Source organism: Arthrobacter sp. P1_B9, assembly GCF_056406495.1.
Genome location: NZ_JBFUAA010000010.1, coordinates 135,538 through 151,767 on the forward strand (window position 1 = coordinate 135,538; position 16,230 = coordinate 151,767).

General features: G+C 69.1%; 14 protein-coding genes. 7 read left to right on the forward strand and 7 right to left on the reverse strand.

The genetic code is table 11. The features are described from left to right. Positions 1 to 39: 39 nt before the first annotated feature. Positions 40 to 780, reverse strand: coding sequence for a TetR family transcriptional regulator (locus AC1D1A_RS14910; RefSeq protein ID WP_476948042.1), 741 nt, complete (start codon positions 778 to 780; stop codon positions 40 to 42). Positions 781 to 841: 61 nt separating this feature from the next. On the opposite strand from AC1D1A_RS14910, the gene AC1D1A_RS14915 reads away from it, so the two are divergent. The 3 genes from AC1D1A_RS14915 to AC1D1A_RS14925 are packed head-to-tail and all read left to right on the forward strand — an operon-like array spanning position 842 to position 4,489. After that, entirely contained in the window at positions 842 to 2,227 is a 1,386-nt protein-coding gene (locus tag AC1D1A_RS14915; protein WP_476858579.1) for an acetyl-CoA C-acetyltransferase, read from the forward strand. Positions 2,228 to 2,237: 10 nt separating this feature from the next. Beyond that, positions 2,238 to 3,578 carry a 3-oxoacyl-ACP reductase gene (locus tag AC1D1A_RS14920; RefSeq protein WP_476948043.1) on the forward strand — a complete coding sequence of 447 codons (1,341 nt, stop codon included), beginning with the start codon at positions 2,238 to 2,240 and terminating at the stop codon, positions 3,576 to 3,578. Then, entirely contained in the window at positions 3,575 to 4,489 is a 915-nt protein-coding gene (locus AC1D1A_RS14925) for a MaoC family dehydratase (RefSeq protein WP_476948044.1), read from the forward strand. The genes AC1D1A_RS14920 and AC1D1A_RS14925 overlap by 4 nt, the downstream gene beginning before the upstream one ends. Before the next feature lie 98 nt (positions 4,490 to 4,587). Here AC1D1A_RS14925 and AC1D1A_RS14930 read toward each other — a convergent pair whose 3' ends face one another. From AC1D1A_RS14930 to AC1D1A_RS14950, 5 genes are all read right to left on the reverse strand, one after another. Then, positions 4,588 to 5,751, reverse strand: coding sequence for an FUSC family protein (locus AC1D1A_RS14930; protein WP_476850938.1), 1,164 nt, complete (start codon positions 5,749 to 5,751; stop codon positions 4,588 to 4,590). An 82-nt stretch (positions 5,752 to 5,833) separates the two neighbouring features. Beyond that, positions 5,834 to 6,967 (reverse strand): serine hydrolase domain-containing protein, encoded by a 1,134-nt coding sequence (locus AC1D1A_RS14935; RefSeq protein ID WP_476948057.1) that lies wholly within the window; start codon positions 6,965 to 6,967, stop codon positions 5,834 to 5,836. Positions 6,968 to 7,011: 44 nt separating this feature from the next. After that, positions 7,012 to 8,079, reverse strand: a complete 1,068-nt coding sequence (locus AC1D1A_RS14940) for a glutathione S-transferase family protein (protein ID WP_476850936.1) — start codon at positions 8,077 to 8,079, stop codon at positions 7,012 to 7,014. A 9-nt stretch (positions 8,080 to 8,088) separates the two neighbouring features. Next, entirely contained in the window at positions 8,089 to 8,877 is a 789-nt protein-coding gene (locus tag AC1D1A_RS14945; RefSeq protein WP_476948045.1) for a M50 family metallopeptidase, read from the reverse strand. Beyond that, positions 8,874 to 9,227 carry a TraR/DksA family transcriptional regulator gene (locus AC1D1A_RS14950; RefSeq protein WP_476850934.1) on the reverse strand — a complete coding sequence of 118 codons (354 nt, stop codon included), beginning with the start codon at positions 9,225 to 9,227 and terminating at the stop codon, positions 8,874 to 8,876. The genes AC1D1A_RS14945 and AC1D1A_RS14950 overlap by 4 nt, the downstream gene beginning before the upstream one ends. A gap of 155 nt (positions 9,228 to 9,382) precedes the next feature. On the opposite strand from AC1D1A_RS14950, the gene malQ reads away from it, so the two are divergent. Together malQ and AC1D1A_RS14960 are read left to right on the forward strand one after the other, a co-directional pair. Then, positions 9,383 to 11,626 (forward strand): 4-alpha-glucanotransferase, encoded by a 2,244-nt coding sequence (malQ, locus tag AC1D1A_RS14955; RefSeq protein WP_476948046.1) that lies wholly within the window; start codon positions 9,383 to 9,385, stop codon positions 11,624 to 11,626. A gap of 120 nt (positions 11,627 to 11,746) precedes the next feature. Then, positions 11,747 to 12,805 (forward strand): alkaline phosphatase family protein, encoded by a 1,059-nt coding sequence (locus AC1D1A_RS14960; RefSeq protein WP_476855889.1) that lies wholly within the window; start codon positions 11,747 to 11,749, stop codon positions 12,803 to 12,805. 130 nt (positions 12,806 to 12,935) lie between these two features. Here the strand turns inward: AC1D1A_RS14960 and AC1D1A_RS14965 are convergent, their stop codons facing one another. Further along, positions 12,936 to 13,205: a hypothetical protein gene (locus AC1D1A_RS14965; RefSeq protein ID WP_476850931.1), complete on the reverse strand. Its 270-nt coding sequence runs from the start codon at positions 13,203 to 13,205 to the stop codon at positions 12,936 to 12,938. Positions 13,206 to 13,445: 240 nt separating this feature from the next. Between AC1D1A_RS14965 and AC1D1A_RS14970 the strand changes: the two genes are divergently transcribed. Both AC1D1A_RS14970 and AC1D1A_RS14975 read left to right on the forward strand, forming a co-directional pair. After that, the gene (locus AC1D1A_RS14970; RefSeq protein WP_476948047.1) at positions 13,446 to 14,963 is read left to right on the forward strand and encodes a CYTH and CHAD domain-containing protein; all 1,518 of its coding nucleotides are present in this window, start codon (positions 13,446 to 13,448) and stop codon (positions 14,961 to 14,963) included. 30 nt (positions 14,964 to 14,993) lie between these two features. Next, positions 14,994 to 16,148 carry an AI-2E family transporter gene (locus AC1D1A_RS14975; RefSeq protein ID WP_476858570.1) on the forward strand — a complete coding sequence of 385 codons (1,155 nt, stop codon included), beginning with the start codon at positions 14,994 to 14,996 and terminating at the stop codon, positions 16,146 to 16,148. Positions 16,149 to 16,230 lie beyond the last annotated feature (82 nt).

Consider the following 16,230-nt stretch of genomic DNA (forward strand, 5'->3'; position numbering starts at 1 on the left):
TGACAGTTCAGGTCGCGGGCGGGGGCCGGTGTGCCGCTGCTACGGCGCGCCCTGGCCTGCCGGGTCTGTTCGTTCCGTTTGTGCTGCTTCTGCGGGAGGAGGCGCCTGCAGCTCGGGGGCGATGCCGAAGCAGAGCCAATCCGTGATCTGCCGCGCCATGGCCTCCTGGCCGGGCTTGGCCGACCCGGGCGGGCTGGCGAGCCACTGTTCGCCGGCATTCCGGACCAGGCCGATCGCGGCGTTGGGCCAGTAGCCGATCACGGCTTCCTTGTCCTGGCCGCCGCCCAGATGGCTGCGCATCGGCCGGGCAATCATGTCGCTGATGGCGGCGAAGAAGTGGCTCAAGGCTCCCGCCGTGGACATGGACGGGCCGGCCGTTTCGGCCTCGCCGGAAGCATGGCGCGTCACGAACGTGTAGACATTCGGGCTGGTCTCGGCCATTTGCAGGTACGCGGACACCATGGCGAACAGGCCTTCGCGGGGCGTCTGGGCGCTCTGGGCCGCCTCCTGGATGCGCCGCTGCATCTGGCTCAGGACCACCTCGCCCACGGCCTGCTGGAGTCCGGCTTTGTCGCCGAAATAGCGGTAGAACACGGACTTCGACGTTCCCGCGGCTGCGGCAATGTCCTCCATGGATGCGTCGCTGCCGAGGGCATGCACCGCCTTCCGGGCGGACTTGATCAGCTCCCGCCGCCGTTCCTCGCGGTGGGACTGCCAGCGGGAAGCGCGGCCGTCGACGGCGGCCTGCCCGGCGGGCACGGCGGCTTTGGGGATGTTCACGATACCCAGCGTATCAGGTACGCTGGGTATCGGTAATCGCTTTGATCGAAGGAGACAGCCCATGTCCGTCAACGGACAGTCAGTGCCCCGCCCCCAGCCAGCCGCCGCACCCGCCGCCGGGAAGACACAGCACGCCGGCGCGGGCCCGGCGCAACTCCGCAAGGCCGTGGTCGTGGGTGGCAACCGCATCCCGTTCGCCCGGACCGGAGGCGCGTACACGAAGTCCTCCAACCAGGACATGCTCACGGCCGCCCTGGATGGCCTGATCGCCCGCTTCGGCCTGCAGGACGAGCGGATCGGGGAAGTCGCGGCGGGGGCGGTCCTCAAGCACTCCCGGGATTTCAACCTCACCCGGGAAGCGGTGCTCGGCTCGGCCCTCTCCGCCGAGACCCCGGCGTATGACCTCCAGCAGGCCTGCGCCACCGGCCTGGAAACGGTGCTTGGCCTGGCGAACAAGATCAAGCTGGGCCAGATCGATTCCGCGATCGCCGGCGGCGTCGACTCTGCCTCTGACGCCCCCATCGCCGTCAGCGAGGGACTCCGCGAGGTGCTCCTTGACCTCAACCGCGCCAGGACGATGTCCCGGAAACTGCAGGTCCTCAGCCGGCTCCGTCCCAAGGATCTGGCTCCCGATGCACCGAACACGGGGGAGCCGCGCACCGGCCTGTCGATGGGCGAGCACCAGGCGCTGACCACGGCGCAGTGGAAGATCACCCGCGAGGCCCAGGACGAGCTGGCCTTCAACAGCCACCGGAACCTGGCCGCGGCCTACGACGCCGGCTTCTTCGATGACCTCCTGACCCCCTACCGGGGACTGAGCCGCGACTCCAACCTGCGCGCCGACACGAGCCCGGAGAAACTGGCCACCCTCAAGCCCGTTTTCGGCAAGAACCTGGGCGCCGAGGCGACCATGACGGCCGGCAATTCCACCCCGCTGACAGATGGCGCCTCCACCGTTCTGCTGGCGTCCGAGGAATGGGCCGACGCCCACGACCTCCCCAAGCTCGCCGCGGTGATCGACGGCGAGGCTGCCGCCGTCGACTTTGTCCACGGCAAAGACGGGCTGCTCATGGCCCCGGCCTTCGCGGTGCCCCGGCTCCTCGCACGCCACAATCTCAGCCTCGCGGACATCGATTTCTTTGAGATCCACGAGGCTTTCGCCGGCACGGTGCTGAGCACCCTCGCTGCGTGGGAGGACGACGAATTCGGCCGCACCCGCCTGGGCCTGGACGGCGCCTTCGGCAGCATCGACCGGGCCAAGTTGAACGTCAATGGCTCCTCGCTGGCCGCCGGACACCCGTTTGCGGCCACGGGTGGCAGGATCGTGGCCTCGCTGGCGAAAATGCTGCACGAAAAGGGCGACGTCAACGGGCGTCCGGCCCGCGGCCTCGTGTCCATTTGCGCCGCCGGCGGCCAGGGCGTCGTCGCAATCCTCGAAGCACTCTAGGGAGAACCGGATGAGCGACAAGTACACCCGGCTGGTCAGCCACGGACTCGGCAAAGACCTCGCCAAGCGTCTCGGCCTCCCGCAGCCAGTGGTCCTCCGGCGGCACGAGCCCGGCCGCCGCCTCATCGACGGACCGGTCCTGGTCCAGGGATCAACCGGCGGCGCCGACGAGCTCGCCGCCACCCTGCTGGACTGGAACCTCGATGTCCGTCGCCACGCGATACCCAAGGAGAAGCTCGGCGCCATCATCCTGGTGCTGGACGAGCTGGCCCACCCCGGCGACTTTGAGAAACCGGTCCTCACCGCCRCCGCGTCGCTGCGTGACCTCGCCCCGAACGCCCGCATCATCACCGTGTCCCGCACGGCGGGCTCGGCCACGGAACCGGCAACGGCGGCTGCCAGGCAGGGCGTGGACGGTCTCCTGCGGTCTTTGGCGAAGGAACTCCGTGCCGGCGCCACCGGCAACGGCATCCTGCTCGCCGACGGCGCCCGGACCACGAGCCCGGCAACACTGGGGGCTGTAAGGTTCTTCCTCTCGGGCCGCTCGGCGTTCGTGGACGGGCAGTTCCTGACCGTCAGCTCCGGCGCCGGCCAGCTGCCCGACGACGTCGAGAAGCCGCTGGCCGGCAAGGTGGCCGTCGTGACCGGCGCCGCGCGCGGCATTGGGGCCGCGATTGCCCGCACCCTCTACCGCGACGGCGCCACACTCATCCTCGTCGACATTCCGGCTGCGGGAGAGCATCTGGCGGCAGTGGCCAACGAGGTCCATGGGACGGCCCTGCAGCTGGACATCAGCCGCGACGACGCCGGCCAGCGGATCATCGGCCACGCCGCGGCACGGCACGGCCGGCTGGACATCATGATCCACAACGCAGGGATCACCCGGGACAAGCTCCTGGCCAACATGGACGCTGGCCGCTGGAACTCCGTGCTCGCCGTCAACATCGCCGCGCAGCTGCGGATCAATGAGGCCCTCCTGGCCTCGGAGCACTTCCAGGACTCGCCCCGGATCGTGTCCGTGGCCTCCACCAGCGGGATCGCCGGAAACCGCGGCCAGACCAACTATGCCGCGTCCAAGGCCGGCGTGATCGGCATGGTCCGCGCCACGGCGTCTCTCATCGGCGAGCGCGGCGGCTCCATCAACGCCGTGGCTCCGGGGTTCATTGAAACCGAGATGACGGCCAGGATCCCGTTCGCCACTCGCGAAGTGGCGCGCCGGCTCAACTCCCTGCAGCAGGGCGGCCGGCCGGGCGACGTCGCCGAGGCCATCGCGTTCCTGGCCAGCGACGCCGCGGGCGGGATTTCCGGGGAGGTGCTGCGCGTCTGCGGGCAGAACCTGGTCGGCGCATGAACGGTTTCCAGACCGTCATCCTGGGCGAGATGCCCGCCCTGTCCAAGCTCTACGTGAACGCGGCCGCCGCCGCGGCACGGCGCCGGGTCCTGGGCACCCACGGCGGCACCGAACTGCCCGCCTACATCCACGAGGTCCGTGGCATGCGGGCCGACGTCGCCAATCTGACGGCGTATCAGCACCTGATCGGCGAGACCGCGAGCGATATCCTGCCTGCGGGCTTCATTCATGCCCTGGCCTTTCCGCTGGCCATGAGCGTGATGAACCGGGACGATTTCCCGCTGCCCCTGCTGGGCATGATCCACCTGACGAACAGGGTGGTGCAGTCCGGGCCGGTCCTGTTCACGGAGGCCCTGGACATCCGGACCCGCGTGGAGAACCTGCGGGGGCACCGCGCCGGTACGCAGCTCGATGTCGTCGCGGAGGTGCGCGCCGCCGGGCAGGAAGAGGTCCTCTGGCGCGGGGTTTCAACCTACCTGGCCAAGGGGGTGTTCCTCCCGGGGATCGACAAGGCCTCGGTGGCCGTGCCGCCGCCGGCATTCTCGGTGCCGGATCCCACGGCCCTGTGGCAGCTGGGCGTCGATACCGGGCGTGCCTACGCGGCTGTCTCCGGAGACTTCAACCCCATCCACCTGAGCGTCCTGACCGCCAAGGCCCTCGGGCAGCGGCGGTCCCTTGCCCACGGCATGTACCTCGCGTCGCGGGCACTGGCCGACGTCGGTGCCGTCAAAGGCGACGCGTTCAGCTGGGAGGTGGCCTTCGAGGCGCCCGTGTTCCTGCCCGCCCGGGTGGCGCTGGACATCAGCACCGTCCAGACCGAGGGCGGCGGCTGGCGGCGTTCGGACTACGTGGCGTGGAACCCGCTGTCCGGTCGCCGGCACTTCAGCGGATCGGTCGCCGCGCTGGACTAACCGGTACTGCCATAGCCGGGCAGGACAGACAGTCCGACGGCGGCATCCGCTGTGGGGTTACCCCGGCGGGAGCCGCCGTCGTTGTGCCTGCCGGTTGCCTAGGTTGCGGACGGGGTTTCGGACGGGTCCGCCGGTTGCTCTTCCGGCCGGCCGGGCTTCGCCACCCGCAGCATGCGGTGCATGCTCAAGAGAATGGATTCCACCGCGCTGGGGGCGTCGTGGGTGTGCGGCACCGAGCCAAGCCTGGCGGTGAGCTCGTTGATCGCCGCGTCGGCGGTGCGGGCCAGCTCGGCCTGGCGATCCGGGTTGTCCTCCTCCGTGGCTCGCAGCACGTCGCCGACGGCGGACATGGCGTCACCGAGGGGTGCCGCGTATTCGTCCGGAATCACGAACGGGGTGTCCTCGGCCCAGATGACGTCGGAGAGCACCTGGGTGACGTCCTGGACGTGGAATGTGAGCCGCTCCAGGTCCCGCAGGTTGCGGTAGTCGAGGGTGATGTCGCGCGGATGCAGCCGGCGGCGGGGATTGGCCCGGCGGCTGGCGTCAGCTTTCTCGACGGCGAGCCGCACTGAGCGGGCGTGCGCCGCGAGCGCTTCCGAGCGGCGGGACCAGTCAACATGCTCCGGCGGCCAGCTCTCCTTGAGCGCCTTGCCCATGTCCCAGAGCTGCTGGGCGAGCGCCTGGCGCAATTCCACGATGCTCAGGGCCGCGGCCCGGAAATGCAGCGGCGGGAAGACCAACAGATTCACGACGATGCCCACCGTGACGCCGACCGCCATCTGGAAAAGGTACCCGAACGAGAACGAGTCCGGGTTGTGGCCGCCCACCAGCAGTACCAGCAGGGCCGCCGTCGGGATCCAGTCCCGGCCCGAACCGATCTTGGGCAGGCCGGCGAGGATAACGCCCAGTCCCATGACCACCGCGACCGTCCACGGCGACGGCGAGCCGAGGCTGAAAAGCATGAACGCCAGTCCCACCCCGATCGCCAGACCGACCAGCGCCTGCAGGCCCTGGCGCATGGAACCGGCAACGTTCTCGTACATGGCCACCAGGGCGCCGAGCGGGGCGTAGTAGGGGTAGTCAGCGGCGGAGCCCGGCATGAAGGGCGCGATCGCGAAAGCAATGCCCGCTGCCAGCGCCGCCTTCAGAGCCAGCTGGAGCCGCGGCCACACGAGCGCCGCCGCGACGCCGCTGGCCGCGCCATGGGCCCGTATGCGCAGCCAGGAGGGCGGCTTGTCTGTTGTCTTTTCTGGAGTGACCATCCCGGCTCACCCTAGGGCCGCGTGGTTGCTGCTACAAATGGACGAACCTGCTGCGGCGCCGCAGGAGCCTGCAGGCGGCCGGTCAGGACGCGGCGCGGGCGGCCCGCCGCACTGCCGCGGACAACCGCTGGGCCCGGCCGCTGGTCCGGCCTTCTTCGCTGCGGCGCGGCACGTACCCGAATCCGAGCCCGTAACCGGGATCCGCGAAGCCGAGGGCCGCGTTGGCGCCCTCGTGTCCGAAGGCCAGGTGGCTGCCGAAGTTCCGCCCCGGCTGGGGTTTCATGAACACGACGGCAAAGGCGTTGTCCTGCCCGGAGCACCGGTCCAGTCCCCACACCTGCTCAGCGGCCATGAGTTCGATGGTGGCCGGGCTCAGGAACGCGGGACCGCCGTCCACCCCGGTCGTGGCGGCGGCGTAGAGTCTGGCCAGTCCGTCGGCCGAGCCCACGCCGCCGGCGCTGCTCATTCCCGCGGCACGGACGACGCGGTGGTTGGGCAGTTCCATGATGGTGCTGACCGGCGCGTTGCTGTTCAGGCCGTCGAGGCTGAGCGGGTCCAGCCACGGCTGGGCCGGGTCAGGGTCGTAGAGCACCTCGCGGTACCGCGGTTCCTGGTCCTCGGGCAGGCCCAGGAAGAAGTCGATGCCCCGCGGGCGGCGGATACGCTCGTCGTAGAGCCGCTGGAGCGGCACTCCGGCGGTGCGGCGGCAGAGTTCCTCCATGAGGATCCCGATGGTCAGGGCGTGATAGCCGAAAGCCGTGCCCGGCCGCCACAGCGGCGCTGAGGCCGCGAGACAGCGGGCCGCCTCGGGTTCGGTGAAGTCGGCCAGGGCGAACCCGCCGGCGACGCCGGGCAGCCCGGCCTGGTGGGACAGCGCCTGCCGGACGGTGAGCAGGTCCTTGCCGTGGACGCCGAACTCCGGCCAATAGGACGCGACGGTCCGGTCCAGATCGAGAAGGTTGTCCTGGACGAGCACGGCGATGACCATGGCGGCGGCGCCCTTGGAACACGAGTACGTGCCCGTGATGTCGCCGGCAGCGAACCCCGGGCCGCCGCGGAGGTCCACCACCTTCGTTCCCAACCGGTAGACGGCCAATTGCGCGCTGTAGTCCTGGTCCTCGGAAAGGAAGGAGTCGAAGAGCTCACGCACCTCGGCGAACTCCCGGGTGGCAAAGCCGGCCGAGAGGGACTGCGCTGCGTGTTCCATGGACCCCATATTCATGACCAACACCCTAACGGCCGTCCCGGGCGCCGGCGGCTTCAGGCTGCGCCGTGTCCCGGGGCAACCTCTTCGCCGGCCCGGACCGGTCCCGGGGGTGTGCCGTCGCCGAACGGCCGGCCGCCGAGTTCTTCGCGGCCGTGCCCGGTGAGCCAGCTGCCCAGTTCCGGCCCGCGCGGGACGATTCCGGTGGGGTTGATGTCCTCATGCACGATGTAGTAGTGCTGCTTGATCTGCACAAAGTCGGTGGTGTCGCCGAAGCCGGGGGTCTGGAAGAGGTCCCGTGCATAGGCCCACAGCACCGGCATTTCGCTGAGCTTTTGCCGGTTGCACTTGAAGTGCCCGTGGTAGACGGCGTCGAAGCGGGCCAGTGTGGTGAAGAGCCGGACGTCGGCCTCCGTGATCGTGTCGCCGACCAGGTACCGCTGGCCCGCCAGGCGTTCCTCGAGCCAGTCCAGGGCCGTCCAGAGCCGATCGTAGGCGGCGTTGTAGGCCTCCTGGGAACCGGCAAAGCCGCAGCGGTAGACGCCGTTGTTCACCTCGGTGAAGACACGCTTGTTGACGGCGTCTATTTCTTCCCTCAGGTGCTCCGGGTACAGCTCCGGCGCGCCGGCGCGGTGGTACTGGGTCCACTCCGTGGAAAAGTCGAGCGTGATCTGGGGGAAATTGTTGGTGACTACCTGCCCGCTGGGGACGTCCACGATCGCCGGGACGGTGATCCCGCGGGGGTAGTCGGGGAAGCGGCGGAAGTAGGCGTCCTGGATGCGTTCGATTCCGAGGACGGGATCCCTGCCGTCCGGGTCGAGGTCGAAGGTCCAGGACCGGGCGTCGTGGGTGGGGCCGGGCTGGCCGAGCGAGATGACCGCCTCCAGGCCGAGGAGCCGGCGCACGATCACCGTGCGGTTGGCCCAGGGGCAGGCGCGCGCTGCGATGAGGCGGTAGCGGCCAGGTTCCACGGGCCAGCCGGGTTCGCCGTGGGCGCCCGTGGCACCGTCCCGGGTGATCCGGTCCTCAATGTAGTTGGTATCCCGGGTGAATTCCTCGCCGCCGGTCACATACGCGCCCTTGGTGCTGAATCCCGGATCGTCGGTGTGGGTACTCAGGCTCATGGTCCCAGCCTAAGGCCGGGAAGGGAACGGCCCGAACGCGGCCGTGAACACGGGCGCCATCGGCTGCCAGGCAAACCACCATGCCCCGGCCACAACCACGGCGAAGAGGGCAATCCACACCGCGGCGGGGATGGAGGTGGCCCGGGCCAGCAGATAGGCGTCCGACGTCGGGAGCCTGTCCCGGTGCCGCAAATGGACGTTGGCCAGTTTGCCGAGGTCCCTGACGGCAGCGACCAGTAGCGCCAGGCCCAGCACGATCATCACGTGGCCGTTGAATACCGGCGGCACGAACAGCACCAGGAGCGCCGAGGCCAGTACGGCGGCGGCGGTGATGAGGAGGCCCACGCCGTTGCGGAGGAACAGGAAGGATGCCAGGAGGATGAGCGTGCCCACCGACATCGCGGCCGGCCCCCAGCCGTTGAAACCGCACCAGACCATCGCCGCCCCGACGACGGCCGGCACGGGGTAGCCCCAGAACGTCGACCAGGCGGCGGAGAGGCGGCTCCTGCTGTACGTCGTGGTGGTGCCGGAGTGGTCCAGGCCCAGCCGGATGCCTCCGAGCCGCTGGCCGGTGGTAAGGGCGGCAAACGCGTGGCCGAGTTCGTGGGTCACGGTGGCGAGCAGGCCAAAGTAGCGCCAGGACAGGCGGGGCAGGGAGACGGCCACTGCCAGCAGGACCACCGCAACGAGCTCAATACTGCTCACATGCTGGCTGGGGGCGTGGGTGAATCCGGCAACGATCCGCTCCCACCATGTCAGGGCCAGGTTCGGTTCCCCCAGCAGGCCGGGCGGGGTCATGCCCTGCCCGAGGCATGCGCGATGCAGTACGCGGTCCAGGGCCTGGCCTCCAGCCGGTCCTCGGGGATCGGGGTGGCGCATACAGCGCAGATTCCGTAGGTGCCCTCGTCCATCCGCGCGAGAGCGGCATCGATCTGCAGCAGGGAAGCCCTGCTCTGTTCCAGGAGCGCGGAGGCCTGGGATAGTTCGAAGGCGATCGTTGTGCCCTCGGGGTCGTGTTCGTCGTCGACGTTGGAGTCGAGGCGGGCGGCATTGACCGAGGTGATGTCCCGGCGGAGGGCGGGCAGGAGGGCAAGCTTCCGGTCACGTTCCTCGCGCAGGAGGATCCGGAACCGTTCGACGTCAACCATAGGCTTCAAGGCTAGCGCGGCCGCTGCGGGGGCGCCTAAACGGGCCGAAGGAGCCGTCCGCGCCGGGAGCCGGCCAAGGATTCAACGAACTGGTAGATGATTCCCACATCCACGGAAAGGGCGCGGGCGGTGGGGGCAGCGTCTAGAGTGGGCGCATGGTGGACCAGACGCACCCCGAGACCCCCGCAAACCCCGAGGACCGTCCAAACCCCGATCATCCTGCAGACGCCGGCAACGCCGCGGCCCCCGGGAGTCCAGGGCAGACCGGGGACGCTGATACGGCCGACGCGCTCCTGCGCGAACTCGCCGCAGCCTATGGCGTCGACACCAGCTACTGGGGCTGGGACGGAGTGCAGCGTTCCGTGGCCGCCGGGACCCTGCAGGACGTGCTGGCGGCCCTCGGAGTCCCCGCCAACGGGCCCCAGGATCAGCAACGCTCCCTGGCCGAGTCCCGGCTGGCACCCTGGCGGCGCATCCTGCCCCCGGTCCTTGTAGTGAGGGAGGGACAGGAGTCCCGCGTCGAGGTCCACGTCCCGCACGGAAGCGAGGTCCGCGTCTGGATCGACGCCGAGGACGGAAGCAGCTATGAGGCCGCCCAGCGGGAGAACTGGGACCAGCCGGTCGACGTCGACGGCGTTCTCACGGGACGTGCCACGTTCGCCATACCCGGCGGCCTCGGTCTCGGCTGGCACACCTTGAGAGCCGACGCCGCGGGCACGGCGGCGCAGTGTCCGCTGGTTGTTACGCCAGACCGGCTCCGTGCCTCGGCCCTGCTCAAGGAACGCCGCACCTGGGGACTGACGGCCCAGCTGTACTCCGTGCGGTCCTCCCGGTCCTGGGGGATTGGCGACTTCGCCGATCTCGGGGACCTCGCCGAGGTTGCCGGGGAGCAGGGGGCCGGCTTTGTGCTGGTCAATCCGCTGCATGCCGCCGAACCAGTGCCGCCGGTCGAGGACTCCCCGTACCTGCCCACCACGCGGCGCTTTTTCAACCCGCTCTACCTGCGGGTGGAGGAAATCCCGGAATACGGTTACCTGGACGCAGCCGGCCGGGCCGAGGTGGCACGCCTGGCCGAAGGCCTGCAGGCGGCCAACCGTTCCCGGGACCTCCTGGACCGCAACGCCAGCTACGCGGCAAAGCTCGCGGCCCTGGAACGCGTGTTTGCGGTCCGCCGCGGGCCGGCCCGCACCCGCCAGTTCGCCGACTTCTGCACAGAGCAGGGGCAGGGGCTCGAGGACTTTGCGCTGTGGTCTGCGCTCGCCGAAGAGCTGCCGCCGTCGGCGCCGGCATGGGCCGGAGCGGCGGCATCCCCGGCGTCGCCCCACTGTGTCGAGCAGCGGCCGAGGCTGGCAGCCCGGATCGAATTCCACTGCTGGCTGCAGTGGCTCTGCGACCAGCAGCTCGAGGCGGCCCAGCGTTCGGCACGCCAGGCGGGGATGGGGATCGGCGTCGTCCATGACCTCGCCGTCGGGGTAAAACCCGGCGGTGCCGACGCCTGGACCCTCTCCGGCGTTCTTGCCCGGGGCGTCAGCGTTGGTGCGCCTCCGGACATGTTCAACCAGCTGGGCCAGAACTGGTCGCAGCCGCCATGGCATCCGGGCCGGCTCGCCGAATCCGGCTATGCCGCCTACCGGGACATGCTCCGTACCGTGCTGCGGCACGCCGGCGGCATCCGGGTGGACCATATCCTCGGCCTGTTCCGGTTGTGGTGGATCCCCGAGGGCGGGGGGCCGGAGAGCGGCACGTATGTGCACTACGACCACGAGGCGCTCATCGGTATCCTTGCCCTCGAGGCGCAACGGGCCGGGGCGATCGTGATTGGCGAAGACCTCGGGGTGTTCGAGCCGTGGGTCCGCGGCTACCTGGCCGAGCGGGGGATATTCGGCACGTCGATCCTCTGGTTCGAACACGACGCCGATGGCCCGATTCCGCCGGAACACTACCGCGAGCAGTGCCTGACCAGCGTCAACACCCACGATCTGCCCCCGACGGCGGGCTACCTCGCCGGTGAACACGTCACCTTGCGCGAATCGCTCGGGCTGTTGCGGCGGCCAGTGGCGGAAGAACGCGCCGAGGCCGCGGCCGAGCAGGAGGCCGTGCTGGCCCGGGTCCGGGCACGCGGCCTGCTGGCGGAAAACGGCACGGACGTCCGGACCACGGTGGAGGCGCTGTACGCCTACACGGCGCTGGCCCCGTCAGCGCTGCTGGGGGTGGCACTGGTCGACGCCGTGGGGGAGACCCGGACCCAGAACCAGCCGGGCACCAGCACCGAATACCCGAACTGGCGCATTCCGCTGGCCGCTCCCGAGGGTGTGGTGCTGATAGACGACCTGCCGGACAACGAGCGGTTCCTGTCCCTGCTGGGCACCGTCCGCGGCGCGCTGCATCCCGGAGGGTGACCGGACACGGGGGAGCCGGACCGTGGACCGGGCGCGGGCAGCTTCTTGACCTGAGCCTGGCCTGAGGCCGGGAATGCGAACAGCATTGGCCGCACCAATACCGGCCGCTAGCATGGACCGATGACGCGGATCGGCCGACTCTCCCTGGCCGGCGGATGGGCGCTGGCGATGCTGCTGGCGGGGTGCACGTCGGTGCAGCCCCTCCAGGCCGGCCCGCCTTCGCAGCCCCCATCTGCCGAGTCCCCACCGGCCGGGTCCCTGCCTGCCGGGCCGGCGGGGACCGAATCGCCGCCCACGTCCCCCGGCCAGGACACGCCCGCCGCGACCCCACCACCATCCCCGTATTTCGCGCAGCCGGCCCCGCACCCCGCTCCGGGCGGACAGGCCAGCGGCGGAATCGCGCACATTGTGGTCATCGTCCAGGAGAACAAGGCGGCCTCGCAGATCATGGGCGCCAGCGAAGCGGGCTACTTCAACAAGCTTGCAGCGGAATTCTCCGTGGCCGCCAACTACCGGGCCATCACCCACCCGAGCCTGCCCAACTATCTCGCCCTCACGAGCGGAACCAGCGCGGGGATCACCAGCGACTGCAAGCCGGACTCGTGCACCGCCGATGTGCGCTCGATCGCCGATGAGATCACCCAATCCGGACGGACCTGGAAAATGTACGCCGAGGGCATGCCCGCGCCCTGCGCCGCGCATGACTCCCGCCGGTATGCGGTGAAGCATAATCCGTTCATGTATTACCCTGCCGTGACGGACGACGTGGCCTCCTGCTCGGACCATGTTGTTCCGTATGACCGGCTGGGGCAGGACCTGCAGTCGCCGTCGACCCTGCCGGACTACTCTTTCATCAGCCCGGACATGTGCAACGACACCCACGACTGCTCCATCGGCACCGGAGACGACTGGCTCGCCCGCGAAGTGCCCAGGATCCTGGGATCCCCGGCCTTCACGACGCAGAACTCCCTGCTGGTGATCACGTGGGATGAAGGCAGCAAAGACGACAACCGGGTGGCTACGGTTTTTGCCGGCCCGGCAGCGCGGAAGCACTTCACATCCAATGCCGCCTACTCGCACTATTCCTTGCTGCACACCATCGAGGACGTGTGGGGGCTGAGCCCCCTGACCGATGATGTCCGCAATGCGCCGCTCATGGGTGAATTGCTGAACCACTAGCGGTCAGCCTATTCCCGGCCAATACACAGGAACCACTGCCCATAATGGACCCGAAGCTCCGGTCAACCGCTATTTGACCGGAGCTTCGCCACATCCGCCTGCACCGCCGGCGGTGTCCGCCCGGGTGAAGCTAGGGCGTGGCCTCGACGAGGAAGACCAGGGTCTCGGGCAGTACGCCGTCGTAGGCCATCGCCTCGCCCATTACGTCATTCTGCATCGCGGCCATGAGGGCATCCACGTCAGGGACATCCATCATCACTGCGACTTGCGTCGGGTTCTCGGGGTTGACGAACGTACGAATATTGGTGATCCCCAGTGGGCCGAACACCTCTTCGCGCTTCGGCGAGGCAAGCCAATGATCCTTGTCCTTGACATCGTGGTGGCCGATTATGGTTGGCATGGCGGTCCTCTCGCAGGGGGCCAGCGGTCCGCCGGCCCACTGCTCCGAAAGTTACTCGCCGCCGCATGCCCGGGCAAGTCATTTTTCCAGCCTCATACCGCGCGTCTGTGTGCCTCCCGGAGGGCCGCCGCCCTGAACTGGGCGGCCGCCCGTCCCCAGCGCCCGGTTCCCGTGACAATCTCCCCCGATAGGGGCCTTTGGGCACACGCCCGGCGCGTGCGGGAGTTCCTAAAATGAAGCATGGCCGCCGACGCGATCGAGGTGGAACGCAAGTACAGCCCTTCGGAATCCGACGCCCTCCCGCCACTGGCATCAATCCCAGGGGTAGATCGCGCCGGGCAGCCCGTCAACGAAATGCTGGACGCCGTCTACTTTGATACCAAAGCACTGGCATTGGCCAGGCAACGGATCACCCTGTGCCGGCGGTCAGGCGGTCCGGATGCAGGATGGCATCTCAAACTGCCGGTCGCCGTGGGGGAGCGCCGGGCGATACGGGAGCCGCTTGGCGGCGATCAGGATGCCGTGCCGGAAAATTTGCGGCAGCTGGTGCTCGTCCACACCCGCTGCCACGCGCTGATGCCGGTTGCACACATCCGGACCAGCCGGAGGGTCACGCCGTTGTACGCCGCCGACGGCGCAATCCTTGCCAACTTCAGTGACGACCGTGTCGAGGCCCAATCCCTGCTAACCCGCGCGGGACCGTCGCGGTGGCGGGAATGGGAACTGGAACTCGCCGGCGGCCCCCGTCGGCTGCTGCAGGACGCCGACGCTCTGTGCGCCGCAGAGGGAGTCACCATCGCCACCCACCCGTCCAAGCTCGCCCGGGCGCTCGGACCGGACTATCCGGAGAATCCGGGCACGGTTCCGAAACCGAGCCCGAGCGGGCCGGCCTCGGACGTCATGCTCTCGTACGTATCCCAACAGATACGCGCCGTGAAGCTGCATGATCCTCGCGTCCGGGTCAATGCGCCCGATGCCGTGCATCAATTCCGGGTGGCCGCCCGCCGGCTGCGGTCGGCACTGGCAACCTTTCGAACGCTCACAGATACGACGTCGGCCAGGTTCCTTAGCGGCGAGCTCCAGTGGCTCGCCGGCAACGTGGGCCAGGCCCGGGACGCCGAGGTCATCCGTGCCCGGCTGACGCAAATGATCAGTGCCGAACCTCCGGAGCTGTTAATCGGGCCAGTCGCGCAGCAGATCCAGGAGCACCTCGGCACTGTCCAGCAACAGGGCCTTGCCGCCGGACTGGCGGCGCTGGACAGCACCCGCTACTTCCGCCTCCTCGATGCCCTCGATGCCTTCCTTGCGGTACCTCCGCTGAGCGGCGGGGCAGGCAATGATGCGCCGGGGACGGTTGGCCGGCTCGTCTCCGCGGAACGAAAACGCCTCAAGGCGGCGGTCCGGTCCCTTGACGGCGGCACAGGCGGGACACCGCAGGATGCCGCATTGCATGAAGTTCGGAAGGCTGCCAAGCGGCTGCGCTATGCCGCAGAGGCGGCTACCCCCATTTTCGGCACTCAAGCAACGAACGTTGCCCGGGCCGCGGAGGGCATCCAGGAGATCCTCGGAGACTTCCAGGACAGCGTCGTCACCCGGGAAACCCTACTGGTGCTGGCGGGGCAGGCCGCGGATGCCCCCGGCAGCGGATTTACCTTCGGGCGCCTGCACGCCCTCGAGCAGCAGCGCGGCAACGAAGCCCGCATGCGGTTCTACGATGCGTGGCAACAGTCCAGGCCGAAACCCCTGCGCTGGGCCTAGCCACCGCGTCCGAACGCCGGGAGAACCCCTATGATCGAACCCCGCAACGCAATGCCGGCCATCTGGTCGGACGGACTGGGCCGCGCCAGCATCCGCTCCGTGCAGGTCCTCGCCGTGTCCGCCCTCGCGTGGGCAATCATCTGGGCCGCCAGCCGCATCCCGCTCGTCATCATCCCCGTCCTCATCGCCGTTATCCTGGCCGCAGCGATCTCCCCGCTGGTCCGCTGGCTCACCGGGCACGCCTGGCCGCGCGCCCTCGCGGTGGTTGCCTCGTTCGTGGCCATTCTCGCCGTTTTCGGCAGCGTCATCGCCGGCATCGTCATTCTGGTCTCCAACCAGTGGGGCGAGCTCACGGCCCGGGCCGCTGCGGGGGTCGAGCAACTGCACTCATTCCTGAACCACGGACCTGTCCCTGTCAGCGACCAACAGATCACCGCCGTCATGGACTCGGTGCGGGAGTTCTTCACCTCGAGCACGTTCAGTGCAGAAGCCCTCACCGGTGCCCGCACCGCGGTGGAAATCTTCACCGGCGCGGTGCTGATGGCCGTCACCCTGTTCTTCTTCCTCAAGGACGGTCCCGAAATCCGGGCCTTTCTCATTGGCATGCTGCCGGCCGACCACCGCGCCAGGGCACGGCTGGCGGCGGATCGCAGTACCGTCGTCCTGGGCGGGTATGTCCGCGGCACGGCCATGGTGGCCGCGGTTGACGGTCTCGTCGTCGGGATCACCCTCGCCATCATGGGAGTGCCGCTGGCCCTGCCGCTGGGAGTGTTCATCTTCATCGGCGGATTCATCCCGATCGTCGGTGCTACCGTCGCAGGAACCCTGGCCATTGTCGTCGCGCTGGTCTCCAACGGGCTGGTCCAGGCGCTCATTGTTGTGGCCGTGGTCATCGGCGTGAACCAGCTCGAACACCACTTCCTGCAGCCGGTCCTGATGGGCAGGGTCCTCAGCATCCACGGCCTGGCGATACTGCTCGTCCTGGCGGCGGGCACCATACTGGCCGGCATTGTCGGCGCGCTGCTGGCCGTGCCGATCACCGCCGTCACGTGGACGGTCGTGAAGACATGGACCGGCAAGGACCCGCTGCCCGGACTTGAGCCGCCCGGGCCGGAGCTGGCCGGACCTGAGCTGGCCGGACTTGAGCCGCCCGGGCCAGAGCTGCCCGGACCGGAGCCGCGGTAGGCCCGCCGTTCCGGACGCTGCCTGAAGCTGACCGCGGCAACGGGGGCCCGGCACTACAATTGACCGGTTCCCAGGACTTGCT

Bases quoted from the DNA above. Each gene is read 5' to 3' on its own strand.
- AC1D1A_RS14945 (WP_476948045.1), bottom strand. From the start codon at position 8,877: ATGACCCCGCCCGGCCTGCTGGGGGAACCGAACCTGGCCCTGACATGG.
- AC1D1A_RS14940 (WP_476850936.1), bottom strand. From the start codon at position 8,079: ATGAGCCTGAGTACCCACACCGACGATCCGGGATTCAGCACCAAGGGC.
- AC1D1A_RS14965 (WP_476850931.1), bottom strand. From the start codon at position 13,205: ATGCCAACCATAATCGGCCACCACGATGTCAAGGACAAGGATCATTGG.
- AC1D1A_RS14950 (WP_476850934.1), bottom strand. From the start codon at position 9,227: ATGGTTGACGTCGAACGGTTCCGGATCCTCCTGCGCGAGGAACGTGAC.
- AC1D1A_RS14960 (WP_476855889.1), top strand. From the start codon at position 11,747: ATGACGCGGATCGGCCGACTCTCCCTGGCCGGCGGATGGGCGCTGGCG.
- AC1D1A_RS14935 (WP_476948057.1), bottom strand. From the start codon at position 6,967: ATGGGGTCCATGGAACACGCAGCGCAGTCCCTCTCGGCCGGCTTTGCC.
- malQ (WP_476948046.1), top strand. From the start codon at position 9,383: ATGGTGGACCAGACGCACCCCGAGACCCCCGCAAACCCCGAGGACCGT.
- AC1D1A_RS14975 (WP_476858570.1), top strand. From the start codon at position 14,994: ATGATCGAACCCCGCAACGCAATGCCGGCCATCTGGTCGGACGGACTG.
- AC1D1A_RS14915 (WP_476858579.1), top strand. From the start codon at position 842: ATGTCCGTCAACGGACAGTCAGTGCCCCGCCCCCAGCCAGCCGCCGCA.
- AC1D1A_RS14925 (WP_476948044.1), top strand. From the start codon at position 3,575: ATGAACGGTTTCCAGACCGTCATCCTGGGCGAGATGCCCGCCCTGTCC.
- AC1D1A_RS14970 (WP_476948047.1), top strand. From the start codon at position 13,446: ATGGCCGCCGACGCGATCGAGGTGGAACGCAAGTACAGCCCTTCGGAA.
- AC1D1A_RS14930 (WP_476850938.1), bottom strand. From the start codon at position 5,751: ATGGTCACTCCAGAAAAGACAACAGACAAGCCGCCCTCCTGGCTGCGC.